This window comes from Enterobacter cloacae complex sp. SYL001, from assembly GCF_049237025.1.
Lineage (GTDB): Bacteria > Pseudomonadota > Gammaproteobacteria > Enterobacterales > Enterobacteriaceae > Enterobacter > Enterobacter intestinihominis.
In genome coordinates this window covers 60,522-77,012 of sequence record NZ_JBMKJI010000003.1, presented here as the reverse complement: position 1 = coordinate 77,012, position 16,491 = coordinate 60,522, and the positions used below count along the sequence as shown (strand labels likewise).

The following is a 16,491-nucleotide window of genomic DNA, read 5'->3' as shown; positions in this document are numbered from 1 at the left end:
AGGTAAGTTGAATTCATGGCGATTGCACTGGAGCTTGAACAGCTCAAAAAAACCTACCCGGGGGGCGTTCAGGCGCTGCGCGGGATAGATCTTAAAGTCGAAGCGGGAGATTTCTACGCGCTTCTGGGGCCGAACGGGGCGGGGAAATCCACCACCATCGGGATCATCAGCTCGCTGGTCAACAAAACCTCCGGCCGCGTCAGCGTGTTTGGCTACGATCTGCAAAAAGATGTGGTCAACGCCAAGCGTCAGCTGGGGCTGGTGCCGCAGGAGTTCAACTTCAACCCGTTTGAGACGGTACAGCAGATTGTTGTTAACCAGGCGGGTTACTATGGCGTTGAGCGCAAAGAGGCGCTTGAGCGCAGCGAAAAGTATCTGAAACAGCTCGACCTGTGGGAGAAGCGTAACGAACGCGCGCGGATGTTGTCCGGGGGGATGAAGCGCCGCCTGATGATTGCCCGCGCGCTGATGCACGAGCCAAAGCTGCTTATCCTTGATGAGCCGACTGCTGGCGTGGATATTGAACTGCGTCGTTCCATGTGGGGCTTCCTGAAAGATCTGAACGATAAAGGCACCACCATCATTCTGACCACGCACTACCTGGAAGAGGCGGAAATGCTGTGCCGCAATATCGGCATTATTCAGCACGGTGAGCTGGTGGAAAACACCTCGATGAAGAATCTGCTCTCCAAGCTCAAATCAGAGACCTTTATCCTCGATCTGGCGGCGAAAAGCGCGCTGCCGAAACTGGAGGGCTACAACTATCGCCTGGTCGATACCTCGACGCTGGAGGTAGAAGTGCTGCGCGAGCAGGGTATCAACAGCGTGTTCTCACAGTTGAGTGCGCAGGGCATTCAGGTATTAAGCATGCGTAACAAAGCAAACCGACTGGAAGAGCTGTTTGTCTCTCTGGTGCACGACAAACAAGGAGACAAGGCATGACGCATCTTTACTGGGTCGCGCTGAAAAGCATCTGGGCAAAAGAGATTAACCGCTTTATGCGTATCTGGGTGCAAACCCTGGTGCCGCCGGTGATCACCATGACGCTCTACTTCATCATTTTCGGTAACCTGATTGGCTCCCGCATTGGTGAGATGCACGGTTTTACCTATATGCAGTTTATCGTGCCGGGCCTGATCATGATGGCGGTGATCACCAACGCTTACGCGAACGTAGCGTCGTCGTTCTTTAGCGCCAAGTTCCAGCGCAACATTGAAGAGCTGCTGGTGGCGCCGGTGCCAACGCATGTGATCATCGCCGGTTACGTGGGCGGCGGCGTAGCGCGCGGGCTGTGCGTGGGGATTCTGGTGACGGCGATTTCGTTGTTCTTCGTCCCGTTCCAGGTGCATTCGTGGCTGTTCGTGGCGCTCACATTATTGCTGACGGCGATCCTGTTCTCCCTCGCCGGGCTGCTGAACGCGGTGTTTGCTAAAACGTTTGATGACATCAGCCTGATCCCGACCTTCGTGCTGACGCCGCTGACCTATCTGGGCGGGGTGTTTTACTCCCTGACGCTGCTGCCGCCGTTCTGGCAGGCGCTGTCGCACCTGAACCCGATTGTCTACATGATCAGCGGCTTCCGCTTTGGCTTCCTCGGCATTGCCGATGTCCCGCTGTTCACCACCGTTGTGGTGCTGGTGGTGTTTATCGTGGCATTCTATCTGCTGTGCTGGTATCTGATCCAGCGCGGACGCGGGCTGCGTAGCTAACCTTCTGCCCGGCGACGTTCTGTTTGCCGGGCACTTTCTTTGACAGTTATCACCGTAAACTAACCTTCACCTGGATAAACTACTCGCCTGCTAAGGAGAGACGTTATGCTGGGATTGGTGATCACCTGCCACGATGAAGAGGCACAGGAAATGCTGCTTAAGCTGGCGGCCCGATTTGGCCCCCTGGCGCAATGTCGTGCGGTAAATTACTGGCGAGGGCTGAGCACCAATATGCTCAGCCGGATGATGTGTGACGCGCTGCATGAAACCGACACCGGCGATGGCGTGATTTTTCTCACTGACAGATCCGGCGCGGCGCCATACCGTGCGGCTGCCCTAATGAGCCATAAGCACGATAACTGTGAAGTAATCTCCGGTATCAGCCTGCCTTTACTCGAAGCGATGTATCCGCTGCGCGCAACGTTGAGCAGCGCTGAGTTTCGTCACGCCATTGTGGCGCAGGGCTCGCCGGGCGTGAGCAGCTTGTGGCACCAGCAGCAGAAGAACCCGCCTTTTGTTCTGCTTCACGATCTGTATAAGCATTAAACATTGGTATTGATGCCGCTTTTGTTACAATGGCGGCTGATTTTCTGTGTCGATTTATATTCCATGCTCAAGCGCGTTATCTTTATCCTTCTGCTCGTGGTTTCCGGTGGTGCGTCTGCCAGCCTGACCAGCCAGCAAGGCCTTCCTGCTCAGTATATGCAAACCACCGAAGATGCGGCCATCTGGGCGCAGGTGGGAAATGCCGTTGTGAATGTGGGGAATGTCCGCGCCGGGCAGATCCTCGCTGTCTTTCCGGCCGCGGCGGATTACTATGAATTTCGTTTCGGATTCGGTACGGGGTTTATTGATAAAGACCACCTTGAAAAAGTTCAGGGCAAACAACGCGTTGAGGATAGCCTGGGTGACTTGAACAAGCCGCTCAGTAATCAAAACCTCATTACCTGGAAAGACACGCCGGTGTATAACGCCCCCAGCAGCGGAAGCGCGCCCTTTGGCACCTTAAGCGCTAATCTTCGCTATCCGATTCTGAATAAGCTGAAAGACCGCCTGAACCAGACCTGGTTCCAGATCCGTATCGGTAATCGTCTGGCATGGGTAAGCAGCCTGGATGCGCAGGAAGATAACGGGCTACCGGTTCTGACCTACCATCATATTTTGCGTGATGAAGAGAACACCCGTTTTCGACATACCTCCACGACGACCAGCGTACGTGCGTTTAATAATCAGATGGCCTGGTTACGCGATCAGGGCTACACCACGCTGACGATGTACCAGCTTGAAGGGTACGTGCGTAACAAGATGAACCTGCCCGCGAAAGCGGTGGTGATCACCTTTGATGATGGCCTCAAATCGGTGAGCCGCTATGCGTATCCGGTGCTGAAAGAATATGGCTTCAACGCGACGGCGTTTATAATTTCATCCCGAATCAAAGGCCATCCGCAGAAGTGGGATCCAAAATCGCTACAGTTTATGAGCGTTCAGGAAATCAAGGGCATCCAGGATGTGTTCGACATTCAGTCTCACACTCATTTCCTGCATCGCGTGGATGGCTATAAACACCCCATCCTGTTGAGCCGTAGCTATCACGTGATCCTGTTTGATTTTGAACGCTCACGTCGTGCACTGGCGCAGTTCAACCCGCGCGTGTTGTATGTGTCGTATCCGTTTGGCGGCTATGACAATAAAGCGATAAAGGCAGCGAATGACGCTGGTTTTCATCTGGCAGTGACGACGATGAAAGGGAAGGTGAAGCCGGGGGATAATCCGTTCCTGTTGAAGCGTTTGTATATCTTAAGAACGGATTCACTGGAGACGATGTCGCGGCTGATCAGTAATCAGCCGCAGGGATAGCGGTTAGTCGTATGAAAGGGTGAATACGCCGGTGGCTTTAAACGACCCCGGTTTCACTGTGTTTCCGTTTGCTACCAGTTGAGCAACATAATTAATTTGCTTGGATTCAGGGGTTTGGTAATCCGTTATGACATAGGATGAGTCAGGATTATTCGGCAGAAGTTGAGAGGTTCCGTTATACATGATTTTCACGCCTGCGCCCTCAGCTCCGGACGAAAGCGTATTACCAAGAAGATCATTATTTTTTCCGGTTAGCTTTGAGGTGGTGAGTTTGGTTGTGATATTTGCCACACCGGTACAATTGCTTAAGCTAATGGAAAAAGGGATATCCTTAACCCGATTGTTTTTAATGTCTGAAACATAATATTCCCCCAGGTTAACATTATTAGTACCATCCGATAGCATGGCCATGTCGCAGGTTGGAAGAACGATCGGGATCTGGAATGAGTCCTCGTTGACCACAAATGTCCATGGTCGGTTGTTAGTATCATCTGGATTACCAATAGCCATTTTACCCAGAGTGCCGGGTTTGGGTCTGATTGCGGTTTCTTTGTTCGGGTTGCCTCTGTAACCTTCATCAATATAAATTTGAACTGAGGTGTTTATCCATTTTCTATCCCAGGGGTCAGACTTACCTGAGGATGCAACGGTAGTCCAGCCAGTAGTATTCATAGCGAAGTAACCACCCATGCCTCCAGTGCTTTCTGCGGTGTGCACCCTTACGGAATAATAAATCCCCGGAATGTTTGTTTCAAACATAGCCCTGCCATAACTGCTCCCCATCAGCAAGGTCGGGTTTGTTTGTGACACGAGGTTAAAACCATCGTCCCCCATACCACATTCGGCCTGAATGCCTGGTGTCAGGTTAACGTTAAAAAGAGTACTGGCATAATTACCCGGAGGGGGAAGACGTACGGTGCCACCTGAGTAGTCAGAATTGATCAGCGTGGTTGTGCCGCCTTTTCCATTATTCATGCGGCACTCATCTGCCCAGCAGGAGTGGCTGAGGGTAAATAACGCGCTCGCCATGGCAAACGTCATTGTGCCTTTCACGTTGAAACCCTGTCTTATAAAGTTGAACATTCTCATCCTTTTTCCTGTTCTGATTATTATTCGTAAGTGACGTCAACCAATACTTTACTGGTAACGACACCACCAGCCACTACGCCAATATTTTGATATCGGGCATAGAACTGATAATCCGTTAAAAATGCAGTATCCTGACCGCTTACGTCATAAGTGATTTTTGACGTGCCGTCGTTGTTTAAAACATTCTTTTTATATTTTTCAGAGAAAACGACGACGCCGACATTTTTTGCCGCGCCTGCGGCGGTATCATCACTTTTGAAAACCTGATTTTGTCCTGGCCAGAAACCCGACTGCGGCGAAAAGCTAAAACTCAGCTTTTTAGCCGTACCGCTGTCTCCATAGCAATCATCTACATGGATCTTAAAAGGCGTACCGCCTGCATCATCGGTTGCAGTAAAACGATCGCTACCATCCGGGTTATAAAACCAACTGCGCATCGCTTTGGGGAGATAAATTTCGCCGTCATTTTCCACGGTCATCTTACAGGTGCTATTAACAATGTTAGCGGTAATATTTACGTCTAATCCTGAGCTTGCCTGGCTTACGCCAGGCAAGATGCCACCAGCCAAGCCCATAAGCAACACAAGACCGGGCTGGTATAAAATAAACGGTGATTTTTGCATACTGGTTCCTGGTATTATGGATAAGCGATAGTAAACGTGACTGGCGCAGTAACCGCCCCCGCGCCTACATCAGCAATGGTTTGGCCTTGCCCGATAACGATACGGGAATTCATCGGGAATTCACCGGTACCATCAGTAATGGTGACATCCTTAGCAGCCGGAGGCGTGTTACAGCTCATAAGCTCGCCAGTATCGACAACACCCGACCAGATCTCAAAGCCCGTTGCTAAGCCGCCAGAGTAAGAATCACCCGTCTTGTTGACGCCACTGCATTCACCACCAGCGCCTTTCGCAGCGGACACCGTTGCCTTGGTTACTCCAGAACAGTTGGTGAAACTAATCTTGAGCGGCTCGACACGGGTTTTGTTCACCAGATCGGATTTGTATACGTCGCCGAACGCAATTTCAGTGGAGGCTGTGCCTGCATCGTTAAGTACTTTTGCGGTACATGTGCCTGATACAATTTTTGATTTAATCGTTAATTCGACACTAGGGGTGCCTGTAATTGCTGCGCTTGCCATTCCCGAGAACAGAAGAGCAGAAACGGACAGGGCGATAAAAGTAGAATTGAATTTCATAATGTTGCTCCGTTTTCCTGCACTAATCACTCGTAGCTAAATTCAAAGGTCGCCACGGCCTGAAAATCACCAATGGTCATGCTGTTTTCTTTTGTTTCACGTAAGGTGGCCACCAGAGCAACTTCCTTATTCTGGATTTCTGTCGGACTCCAGACCAGGCGCTCTGAATCCAGGGTTGAGTTAATGATAAAAGGAGTATTTGGTGCATCGGCTCTGGCGATTTCAGCCGCAGAGTAATCAGCACCACCGTTAGTTTTTGCAATCTGGTTAACAAGGCCGCTAGCTAAATAACCTGATTTGGTTCCTTTTACGGTTGTTTTTAACGAGGTCAGCGACGCCGGGCATTCAACGAGCACAATTTTGAAATTGGCATTTGCCGTTCCGGCTTTTACATCATCTAAACGTACCTGACCGTTATTACCGATAGTCAGCGTTTGCTGCGTATCTGAACCCGTACCGCCGACCAGTTTCATATCGCAGGTGGTTTCGCGGATATTGGCAGTGAAGTTAACATTGAGATCGGCTGCCGCAGCAGAACCTGACATCGCTAACATTGCTAATGCGATTAATGAATAACCGCAATGATTTTTCTTCATATTATTTCCCATGGGTGTGATTCCCTGTTTTAACATCATTACATTTGGCACTGTTGATTACTCAGAATCGTGGTTAAGCCTGCTTTCTTCGCATTTTCAGGAATCTGATAATGCACCGTGCAAGAGCTGGATCCATCGCTTCCCCATACCACCCGGAGAGCGCCTTTGTCTTCCACACCGCGTACATAAGCTTGTCCTGCCTGGCCTACCGTTCCGATAGATTCGTTTTTCTCATTCAGAACATCTGCACCTAGCGGAATAAAGCCGTTATCAGAACGTTGTAATTCCAGAACAAGCGAACGACCTTCATCCGTTTCAAAATTCACTAATACAACGGAGCCATTGCGAGGTACGGCAACTGCGCTGGTATTTTTGATTTCAACGTCTGCTTCGAGAGTGCTGATATCGAGCGATACTCGGTTTTCTCTGTAGGCTGACATATAAGGCATAATCCCGTACCCGGAGCTGTTAATGCGGCTTTGGCCGTAACCCAGCCGAGCACCCGTTGCGCCACTTGCTTTTACCAGCGCAAGTGAATCCGTTTCGCCGATACTGCCGGATGTAAATACAACGCCACCCGAGTGAACAACCATTCCGCCGTTATAACTCGCGGAATACTGTTTACTATTGTCATCGCCAAAGGACGCTGAGACACCGAGCGGCCCGTAAGGACTGTTCCATGAGCTATAGCCACTGACCTGGTTCAGGTTGCCGTAGTTGCCCCCGCTTGATGAGGCGCTAACGGAATAGCTCACTTCACTGTTTTTGGAGTTGCCGCTTGCCGTAGAGTTAAAACTGGTACCGCCTTTTAAATCAGTGCGCAGGCTCATGTTGACGTTATTAAATCCGCCTGACTGCGCGCTATCTTTATTGAATATGCTGAATGGAATACTGACGTTTAAATAAACGCTGTCATCCTTTTCCCCTGTTTCGTTGTACGTGCGTTGCACAGAAACGCTATAGCTACCGTAAGCAAAACTATTGTTGTAACCCACGCTGTAGTCGGAGGTGGAGCTAGAGTCATTCCAGTAATCCTGCCAGGTACCGCTAATATAGAGTGAGCCGTATTCATCACCGTTAACATTCAATGGCTGGTTCAGGCTGACCTGTATCTGGTTTTTGGTACGCTGATAATCAGCATAAAGCTCGGCATTGCTGTCATAAGATCGATTGCCATATTCCTCGTGATGAATACTGTCCTGCAATGAGGCGGCATCGTTAAGGCTGAGATAATCTTCTGTAGAGAAGCGATAAGCTGCCACGTTAAGAGATGTGTTAGTAGCTTCAAGCATTTTGCTGTAGGTCAGCCGATAACTTTGCCCTTTAAGCGTGTCCAGCCCGTCGATATCGGCATAGGACCCGGTAACATCTAATGCGAATGCACCAATACGGGTATTCATAGCCAGACCAAGCAGGCCGGCGTAGAAATCCATATCCGTATATTGCGCACCCACGTAACCGGTAAAGGTATTATTCAGACCATACGCGTAAGTTGCGTAGCCAACGTTTGGCTTATCGTGCAATGAATCATCATTCAGCTCACCTAAACCCACATCCCAGCGGCTGGAGCCTGGGCGGAGCATTTGTGTAACTGAGGAGAACGGAACGGTAAACGTCCGTTTACTTCCATCGGCTTCCTCTACAGTGACAATCAAATCATTGCCATAGCCTGTTGTACTGAGGTCATTGATCTCGAAAGCACCGGGTGGAACGGTGGTTTCATAAATTTTATTGCCGCTTTGCGTTACGCTAACTTTGGCGTTACTGTTTGCCACACCACGAATTACTGGCGCGTAGCCAGAGGTGCCTTCCGGGAGCATGCGGTCATCGTTATACATACGCGCACCACGCAGGCTCACCGAGTCAAAGACATCACCGCGTGTGTAGGAATCACCCATTACCATCTGTGCGTTAAGTGGTGTGATGTCTCGCTGGAGGTAGATATCCTGGCTGGAATAATGTGTGCCATTATCGCTGTCCCAGTTCAGACTGCCGCGAGAACGTAAACGCCACGGCCCCACGTTCAGGCCATAATGCAAGCCCGCATAAGCGGTATCTGAATTGGTGCCGTTTGACTCGCTGTGCCAGGTATTAAGATCGTATGAGAGTAATCCGGCCGGAACACCATTATCCCATAATGAAGGATCGACATACCCTGCTGGAAGTTTAAGCACGTAGATTTGCGGGAAATTAAGATCCATTTCCTGCTTGCTACTATCAAAATTTTCAGAAGCACCGGGATAATATTTTTTGATATCTACGCAAGACGTTTCGTCGTTTTTAACATCATCGCCTAATATGCTGGTATCAACGCCTGCCTGTGTCAGCGTGAATTTAGTCAGACATGCTGAGGCACGTGGCGTTTTGTTATCAATGAATGTCATCTCGACCGTGGATTTTGAATTGCCATTCAAATTCACTTTTACACGGTAAGTACCTGGCAGAACTGGGTTGCCATAAGCATAACGATCGACATTGATACCTCCACCATTATCGATAAGGAACTGGTCATTAAATTCAATGGCCGATTCTGTTTCGGATGAGGTGTCTACAGCTTTTTTTTCAGTCTCGCTGGCATGCAGAGGAAATGCTGCACAGATTGCGAGACATAAAATTGATCGTTGAAATAGCATGCTTCATCCAGACAAGTCGTCGTATGAATGCTATGAATCATTCATACGTGTTATATTTATAATGTGGCGGTGGTGCGGTTATTAATTTACTTTGCTTTCAAAAGTATCAGAGCCGCCATTGTCATTAATGGTTTCGTAAGCAACAGTGCCGGTGGCAGTACTACCTAAACCTTTTACCTGCATAATTTGAGTACTAAACGGTGAAATAGATTTATGCTCAACCTGGTACTCTTTATTTGCTGATTTCAGCTTTACATTTGAAATAGAAACGTTGTAAGGGGAATCATTGTGTGCGATCAGGTTTAGCGTATTACCTTGTTTTTGTTGTGACCACGTTACTTTGGCTGCTGCATCTCCTGGCGTACCTTTCAGGCCGTCAGGTCGGAAAAAGAGTTTAATACGTGTGCGGAATGCCAGCTGGAGCTGGTTAGGATTTTCACCGTCTTTCACTTTTGACTTCGGTGGAATCTCGAGCACATTGAACCAGAATAGGGATTCGCGATCTTGCGGCAATGAACCACCCAGGTATGAGATCCGAACGGATTGACCTTTTTGCGGATCAATTCGGGATACTGGTGGAGTAATAATAAACGGTAGTTTTAATTCCTGTGGGTTGGTGTCATCGCGACCGTCATCGAGCCATGATTGAACTAATAGTGGCTTTTTGCCACGGTTGTCTAAAGAAACGATGACATCTTTTTGCGACTGCTGATAAACAATACGTGTTCCCGAAATAACGATATCTGCGCTTGCCTGGAATGACGCGACAGCAGCAGCTGTAAAGCAGGCAGCTTTAAATCCTTTATAAAATGATGTGCTTAACATTTTTCCACTTCCTGTTGGAATGATATCAATAGTCCCCTGACGTACGTCAGGGGATAATATGAGCATTTTATTTATGCGCTTAAAATTACTCGTAGATCATGGTGAATGCAGCTTGTGCCTGAACCACACCAGCTGACACTGGGTTGTTGGCCGCATCCCAGTTCTGACCCTGGGTATACGCTACACGGTAGTAAAGTGCGCCTGCGCCTGTGGTATCAATCGTTGCTTTCTGGGTATTGTTGGTCTGATCCAGTTTGATCTGATCGGTAGCGGAGTTGCCATCGTTTGACAGTACCAGATTGACGTTTTTAGCGGCGCCTTGAGTATTTGATGGTGGAACCAGCAGACCGCCGGAAGTTGAAGAAGAACCCGCCCAGGAATCAAACTGAGCAGATGCCTGGTTGACGGTAGCAGAATCACAACCTGTCAGGGTGAGGGAGAATTTCTTTTCTCCCAGGGTGCTGGTGGTACCCAGCGCATTAGCGAAGTCTTTTACAAACACGGTATCCAGGTTAACGTCAAAATCATTACCATCCTGGTCAATCTTCTGATCCAGAGATACTTTACAGGTGTTATTAGAAACCATACCGTGGAAAGTAATAGTGCCTGTATCTGAAGGAATATCAGCTGCCATTGCAGAACCCGCACTCAGAACCATTGCTACTACAGTTGCCAGACCTAATTTATTAAAAGACATTTTTTATATCCATATTTAAATGCTAGAAAAGTGAACATAAGCAAGGCTTATGTTCGTTCCGAACAGATGCTTCGGGAAAAGGATTCTAAGTGATGAGTAATGGTTGTGAGAAGCCGTTAGGCGTTAGAAATACTTAAACGATCTTTAAGTCAATATGATTATTTAATAGTGAATGATAATAATTGTTCATCATTTTGATGAGCAGGTTTTCGGCAGGGTGACTTGAATATATTAATAAAAATATATAAAAAGAACGCTATTCATTTTAATTATGTATAAATTACCCAACCTATTTGTCGGGTAATTTATAACAGTACTATTGGCTTAGGCAACCTGAACCGGAATTGCCTTCGCAATACGTTTCATTTCATTATCGCCTTCAAAGTATGCCACTTTTGGCTGCCAGCGACGTGCCTCTTCGTCAGACATCATCACAAAGCTGGCAATAATGACGATATCACCCACGTCCGCGCAGTGCGCCGCTGCCCCATTAACGGAGATGATTTTAGACCCGCGTTCAGCGGCAATCGCGTACGTTGAAAAGCGTTTGCCGTTATTAACGTTCCAGATATCAATAGCTTCGTTTTCGAGAATACCCGCCGCGTCGAGAAAATCCTGGTCGATCGCGCAGGAGCCTTCATAGTGCAGGTCGGCCTGGGTGACTTTCACACGGTGAAGCTTACCTTGTAGCATTTTGCGAATCATTACGTTTACCTTTCACTTCCGGGTAGTAAAACTACGCCAGTTCAACCACTTTGTTGTCGATAAGGCGGGCCTGGCCGAGCCAAGCCGCCACCAGAATTACCGCACGTTTGCTGGTATCTGAGAGTTCCAGAAGCGTATCGGCATCCCGAATTTGAACGTCGTCAGCACGAAGACCTTTCTCGTTCAGCGCCTGTTCAGCCAGAGCGATGATTTCTTCTGCGGTTAATTCTTTTGCCAGCAGTTGCTCTGCCATGGTATTCATGACTTTGCTTAAGCCTGGCGCAATTTTACGCTGTTCCGCAGTCAGATAGCCGTTACGGGAGCTAAGCGCCAGGCCATCTTTCGCACGTACAATCGGCACGCCGACAATCTCTATGTCGTAGCCCATATCGGCAACCATTTTGCGGATCAGCGCCAGCTGCTGGAAATCTTTCTCGCCAAAGCAGGCGATGTCCGGCTGCACCAGGTTAAACAGCTTGCTGACGATGGTGGAAACGCCGCGGAAATGGCCCGGACGGCTGGCACCCTCCAGCATGGTCGAAATACCCGGTACGTCAACGTAGGTCGCTTCAGTGGTACCCTGAGGATAAACATCTGCGGGGGCCGGTGCGAAGACGATATCCGCATGACGTTTTTTGAGCTTCTCGCAATCTTCCTGCAAGGTACGTGGATAGCGCGCCAGATCGTCTTCGCGATCGAACTGCATCGGGTTAACGAAGATACTGACTACCACGATATCTGCACGGGCTCTCGCTTCATCGACCAGCTTCATATGGCCGTCGTGCAGATTGCCCATGGTCGGGACGAGGGCGATACGTTTACCTTCCTGACGTGCACGGCGGATATGCTGGCGCAGCAGCGGCAGAGTTTCTATGATTAGCACACCTGGACTCCTTAATGGAAACTGTGTTCTTCGCCCGGATACACGCCGGACTCAACCTCGGCAATATACTGCCGCACAGCAGCACGCATGTCGCCTGCTTCTGTCAGGAAATTTTTAGCAAATTTTGGAATGTGACCGCCGGTGATCCCGAAGGCGTCGTGCATGACCAGAATCTGGCCATCGGTGACGTTGCCCGCGCCGATGCCGATCACCGGAATCGACAGCGCCTCAGTGATACGCTTAGCCAGCTCAACCGGCACACACTCCAGCACCAGCAGCTGTGCTCCAGCGGCTTCCAGCGCCAGGGCATCATCAAACAGCGTCTGCGCCGCATCGCCACGCCCCTGAACTTTATAACCGCCAAAGATATTAACGGACTGCGGCGTCAGCCCTAAGTGCCCGCAAACTGGCACGGCCCGTTCGGTGAGCATTTTCACCGTATCGACCAGCCAGTCGCCGCCTTCGATTTTGACCATATTGGCGCCGGCGCGCATCACAGTTGCCGCATTTTCAAAGGCCTGTTCCGGGGTGGCATACGCCATAAACGGCAGATCGGAAAGTAGCAGGCAGGCGGGCGCACCCCGGCGCACGGCGCGGGTATGGTAAGCAATATCCTCGACCGTGACCGGCAGAGTGGAATCATGTCCTTGTACCGTCATCCCTAACGAGTCTCCGACCAGCATGACGTTGATCCCTTCTTCGGCAAACAGTTTTGCGAAGCTGTAGTCATACGCGGTGATAGTGGCGAAGCGTTTCTTTTCCTGTTTGCATTTCTGCAATAAGGAGATGGTAGTTGGTTTCATACTGTTTCCTGATGGCCCAAAAGCGGATCTTTGCGCATTCTAACAGTAACATTCGAGGGAACAATGATTTTAGGCAATCGATTAACCATATTTAACACATGGCTAATCGGGGGTGACACGGGATTACCAGCGGACCGGTTTTTCCGCGTTGAGGCTTAGCAGAACGGCGTTCAGCGAGGTGCCGTCAGGGAAGGTGAGATCGGGGGCGACTTCAAACAGCGGCCAGAGCATAAACTCACGGTTTTTCATGTCATAGTGCGGAACGGTGAGGCGCTCGGTGTTAATCACCTTGTGGCCGAAAAGCATAATATCGAGGTCGAGCGTGCGCGGTCCCCAGCGTTCGGCTTTACGTACGCGACCCTGCTGTAGCTCAATACGCTGGGTATTATCCAGCAGCGTTTCTGCGTCAAGGCCTGTTTCCAGCACCACGGCGGCGTTCAGATAATCAGGCTGATCCTGCGGGCCGAGCGGGGGCGTACGGTAAAAGGAGGAGACTGCCACGATATGGCTTTGCGGGATCTCCCCCAGCGCCTGAACGGCAGCGTTAACCTGCTCAAGCGGAGAGGCCAGATTGCTGCCGATGGCAATATACGCAAGGGTCATGCTGTGCCTTCACGACGCGGCGCGCGCTTGCGCGGGCGACGGTGACGACGGCGGGGTGCCGGCTCGTCATCGAGATCCGTGAGCATATCTTTTTGCTCCGGTGGTGCAGAGACCTGAAATTCTCCCCACCACTGCGCCAGGCGCTGTAGCTCCTGGTTTCTTTCGACTTCAGCACGCAGAGAGAGCAAATCGAACGCGGCGCGGAACTTAGGATGCTCCATCAGTTTCCAGGCACGTTTACCCTGACGGCGGGACATACGCAGCTGAAGCTGCCAGATATCACGCACCAGCGTGGTAATACGTTTCGGGATCGCCAGCGTGCGACAGCCTTCGTCCAGCACGTCGTTTGCCGCCAGCGCGAACGCATCATAATAGGCGAGGCCGCTCTCCTGGGTAATGCGCTGCGCCGTTTCCAGCAGCGGATACCAGAACATGGCCGCGAACAGGAACGCCGGATTCACGCGCATATCGTTATGAATACGGGTATCCGTGTTCTTCAGCACCTGTGCAATCATCCGCTCCATTGCGCTGTCACCGTTTTCGGTGAAGTAGCGGGTAATGGTCGGGAACAGCGGCTGGAACAGGTTGTATTCACGCAGCAAATTGTAGGTTTCAAACCCGTAGCCTGCCTGGAGCAGCTTTAACGACTCCTCAAACAGACGGGCAGGGGGGACGTCGTTAATCAGCGTCGCCAGGCGCGGGATCGGCTCTGCGGTTTCCGGGCTGATACGCATGTTTAGCTTGGCGGCGAAACGCACGGCGCGCAGCATTCGGACCGGATCTTCGCGATAGCGCGTTTCCGGCGTGCCGATCAGGCGAATCAGGCCGTCTTTCAGATCCTGCATACCGCCGACGTAATCGCGCACGGTAAAATCCGCCACGCTGTAGTAAAGGCTGTTGATGGTGAAATCGCGACGCTGAGCATCTTCTTCAATAGAGCCGAAGATGTTGTCGCGCAGCAGCATGCCGTTTTGGCCGCGCTGGGAAGTTGTGCGATCGTTGACGCCCGCTTCGTGGTGACCGCGGAAGGTCGCCACTTCAATAATTTCCGGTCCAAACATCACGTGCGCCAGACGGAAACGGCGACCAACCAGACGGCAGTTGCGGAATAATTTACGCACCTGTTCAGGCGTGGCGCTGGTCGTCACGTCGAAATCTTTTGGTTTTTTGCCCAGCAGTAAATCGCGCACCCCGCCGCCGACGAGATAGGCCTCGTAGCCTGCTTTATTCAGACGATAGAGCACCTTGAGGGCATTTTCACTGATATCTTTGCGGGAAATATTGTGCTGCTCACGCGGAATGACCGACATGTGTGGCTGTGCAATAGCATCATTCGCCATGCTCTCTTCGCGGCTCAGCACTTTACGGCAAAAATTAGCGACTCGGGTAAAAATAGTACACCTCGTAGTGTGTTTTGTTATCAAAAAAGCGGCTAATCATAGCTCAGCGCAACGCATTTGAGAATGCTGGATTTTTGGCACGGCCATAAGCGTCCAGTCAGCAATGGCCGTTTTCAGCAATTCATCCAGACTCAGATCCTGCCATTCCTGCGTTACATTCTGGTTGAGAAATCGCAGCGCGTCGATCAATACCGGGCGCGGATCGCCGTCAGGCAGCGCCGGGGCATGATTCTGTTTTGACAGCTTACTCCCCTGTTCATTGACCGCCAGCGGCAGATGGATGTAATCCGGCACCGTCCAGCCAAACTGCTGGTAAAGCGATATTTGCCGCACGGTAGGCTCAACCAAATCCGCCCCACGCACGATTTCCGTGACGCCCTGGAAATGGTCATCGACAACCACCGCCAGGTTATAGGCAAACAAGCCATCGCGACGGTGAATAATAAAATCTTCACGCGCCAGACGATCATCCGCCTGAATGGTTCCTGAGAGGACATCGGTAAACTGCGTCACCGGAGCGCGCTGTATCAGCCGTACGGCGGCATTCTCAGGGCCGTTGTGCCGCGTACGGCAGTGGCCGTCGTAAACGCCACCCACGCTCTGAATTCGCGCACGCGTGCAGGTGCAGTTATAGGAAAGGCCCTGTTCAGCAAGCCACGCCAGACGTTCACGGTAGGCATCATGGCGTTGAGACTGCCAGAGTACGTCGCCGTCCCAGTGAAGACCGTAATGTTCCAGCTGACGCAGAATAGTTTCTGCCGCACCGGGAACTTCACGCGGAGGATCGATATCTTCAATGCGAACCAGCCATTTACCCTGACGGGCGCGAGCCTGTAGGTAGCTGCCGAGCGCGGCAATTAATGAGCCGAAGTGTAATTCACCGGAGGGAGATGGCGCAAAGCGCCCGATATAGTGAGATTCAGACATATCAACGGTAACAAGGCGGGAGAAACTCCCGCCTTAGCAGAGTAGTGAGAGGGAAGGCGTTAGCCAGCCATCTGTTTTTCGCGGATTTCTGCCAGCGTTTTACAGTCGATGCACAGATCGGCTGTTGGACGCGCTTCCAGACGACGAATACCGATTTCAACACCGCAGGATTCGCAGTAGCCAAAATCTTCGTCCTCGACCTTTTTCAGCGTTTTCTCGATCTTTTTGATCAGTTTGCGCTCGCGGTCACGGTTACGCAGTTCGAGGCTGAACTCTTCTTCCTGAGCGGCACGGTCGACCGGATCCGGGAAGTTAGCAGCTTCATCCTGCATATGTGTAACGGTGCGATCGACTTCATCCCTGAGTTGATTACGCCATGCTTCAAGAATACGCTTGAAGTGCGACAGCTGGGCTTCGTTCATATACTCTTCGCCCGGCTTCTCTTGATACGGCTCCACCCCAGCGATGGCGAGAATACTCAGGGACGATGTTTTACGGTTTTGCCCTTCTTGCATGTTGCTTCTCCTTAACACGCACTATCGATCCCCGTGTTGGGGGAAAAA

The 16,491-nt window shown here is 50.7% G+C and carries 18 protein-coding genes; 4 read left to right on the top strand and 14 right to left on the bottom strand.

What is annotated here, in order from left to right; all coding sequences use genetic code 11:
- The first annotated feature begins 15 nt into the window (after positions 1–15).
- From ACOTZP_RS05235 to ACOTZP_RS05220, 4 genes are all read left to right on the top strand, one after another.
- Positions 16–942 carry an ABC transporter ATP-binding protein gene (locus tag ACOTZP_RS05235; protein WP_003856300.1) on the top strand — a complete coding sequence of 309 codons (927 nt, stop codon included), beginning with the start codon at positions 16–18 and terminating at the stop codon, positions 940–942.
- Positions 939–1,709: an ABC transporter permease gene (locus tag ACOTZP_RS05230; protein ID WP_022647074.1), complete on the top strand. Its 771-nt coding sequence runs from the start codon at positions 939–941 to the stop codon at positions 1,707–1,709. Before ACOTZP_RS05235 ends, ACOTZP_RS05230 begins: the two co-directional genes overlap by 4 nt.
- 105 nt (positions 1,710–1,814) lie before the next feature.
- Positions 1,815–2,255: a PTS sugar transporter subunit IIA gene (locus ACOTZP_RS05225; protein ID WP_063148780.1), complete on the top strand. Its 441-nt coding sequence runs from the start codon at positions 1,815–1,817 to the stop codon at positions 2,253–2,255.
- Positions 2,256–2,318: 63 nt separating this feature from the next.
- A complete protein-coding gene (locus tag ACOTZP_RS05220; protein WP_032670914.1) occupies positions 2,319–3,566 on the top strand; it encodes a polysaccharide deacetylase family protein in 1,248 nt (415 codons plus the stop codon).
- Positions 3,567–3,569: 3 nt separating this feature from the next.
- Here the strand turns inward: ACOTZP_RS05220 and ACOTZP_RS05215 are convergent, their stop codons facing one another.
- The 14 genes from ACOTZP_RS05215 to dksA form a co-directional block, all read right to left on the bottom strand.
- Positions 3,570–4,655, bottom strand: a complete 1,086-nt coding sequence (locus tag ACOTZP_RS05215; protein ID WP_271074952.1) for a fimbrial protein — start codon at positions 4,653–4,655, stop codon at positions 3,570–3,572.
- A gap of 20 nt (positions 4,656–4,675) precedes the next feature.
- Entirely contained in the window at positions 4,676–5,278 is a 603-nt protein-coding gene (locus ACOTZP_RS05210) for a fimbrial-like protein (RefSeq protein WP_271074951.1), read from the bottom strand.
- A 14-nt stretch (positions 5,279–5,292) separates the two neighbouring features.
- Positions 5,293–5,856: a hypothetical protein gene (locus ACOTZP_RS05205; protein WP_023299346.1), complete on the bottom strand. Its 564-nt coding sequence runs from the start codon at positions 5,854–5,856 to the stop codon at positions 5,293–5,295.
- A 26-nt stretch (positions 5,857–5,882) separates the two neighbouring features.
- Complete coding sequence (locus ACOTZP_RS05200; protein WP_032625598.1) at positions 5,883–6,452, bottom strand: fimbrial protein; 570 nt, start codon at positions 6,450–6,452, stop codon at positions 5,883–5,885.
- A gap of 38 nt (positions 6,453–6,490) precedes the next feature.
- Positions 6,491–9,085 carry an outer membrane usher protein gene (locus tag ACOTZP_RS05195; RefSeq protein WP_096216779.1) on the bottom strand — a complete coding sequence of 865 codons (2,595 nt, stop codon included), beginning with the start codon at positions 9,083–9,085 and terminating at the stop codon, positions 6,491–6,493.
- A gap of 81 nt (positions 9,086–9,166) precedes the next feature.
- On the bottom strand, positions 9,167–9,910 hold the full coding sequence (locus ACOTZP_RS05190) for a fimbrial chaperone (RefSeq protein ID WP_058645843.1): 744 nt from the start codon (positions 9,908–9,910) through the stop codon (positions 9,167–9,169).
- An 85-nt stretch (positions 9,911–9,995) separates the two neighbouring features.
- Positions 9,996–10,607, bottom strand: a complete 612-nt coding sequence (locus ACOTZP_RS05185) for a fimbrial protein (RefSeq protein ID WP_023299349.1) — start codon at positions 10,605–10,607, stop codon at positions 9,996–9,998.
- A 324-nt stretch (positions 10,608–10,931) separates the two neighbouring features.
- Positions 10,932–11,312 carry an aspartate 1-decarboxylase gene (gene panD, locus ACOTZP_RS05180; protein ID WP_022647084.1) on the bottom strand — a complete coding sequence of 127 codons (381 nt, stop codon included), beginning with the start codon at positions 11,310–11,312 and terminating at the stop codon, positions 10,932–10,934.
- 31 nt (positions 11,313–11,343) lie between these two features.
- Positions 11,344–12,195 (bottom strand): pantoate--beta-alanine ligase, encoded by an 852-nt coding sequence (panC, locus tag ACOTZP_RS05175; RefSeq protein ID WP_022647085.1) that lies wholly within the window; start codon positions 12,193–12,195, stop codon positions 11,344–11,346.
- A gap of 11 nt (positions 12,196–12,206) precedes the next feature.
- Positions 12,207–12,998, bottom strand: coding sequence for a 3-methyl-2-oxobutanoate hydroxymethyltransferase (gene panB / locus ACOTZP_RS05170; protein WP_022647086.1), 792 nt, complete (start codon positions 12,996–12,998; stop codon positions 12,207–12,209).
- A 123-nt stretch (positions 12,999–13,121) separates the two neighbouring features.
- The gene (gene folK / locus ACOTZP_RS05165; RefSeq protein ID WP_271074950.1) at positions 13,122–13,601 is read right to left on the bottom strand and encodes a 2-amino-4-hydroxy-6-hydroxymethyldihydropteridine diphosphokinase; all 480 of its coding nucleotides are present in this window, start codon (positions 13,599–13,601) and stop codon (positions 13,122–13,124) included.
- Positions 13,598–14,995 (bottom strand): polynucleotide adenylyltransferase PcnB, encoded by a 1,398-nt coding sequence (pcnB, locus tag ACOTZP_RS05160; protein ID WP_071785222.1) that lies wholly within the window; start codon positions 14,993–14,995, stop codon positions 13,598–13,600. Before pcnB ends, folK begins: the two co-directional genes overlap by 4 nt.
- 42 nt (positions 14,996–15,037) lie before the next feature.
- Complete coding sequence (gluQRS, locus tag ACOTZP_RS05155) at positions 15,038–15,928, bottom strand: tRNA glutamyl-Q(34) synthetase GluQRS (protein WP_022647088.1); 891 nt, start codon at positions 15,926–15,928, stop codon at positions 15,038–15,040.
- A 59-nt stretch (positions 15,929–15,987) separates the two neighbouring features.
- Positions 15,988–16,443, bottom strand: coding sequence for an RNA polymerase-binding protein DksA (gene dksA, locus ACOTZP_RS05150; RefSeq protein WP_001155232.1), 456 nt, complete (start codon positions 16,441–16,443; stop codon positions 15,988–15,990).
- Positions 16,444–16,491 lie beyond the last annotated feature (48 nt).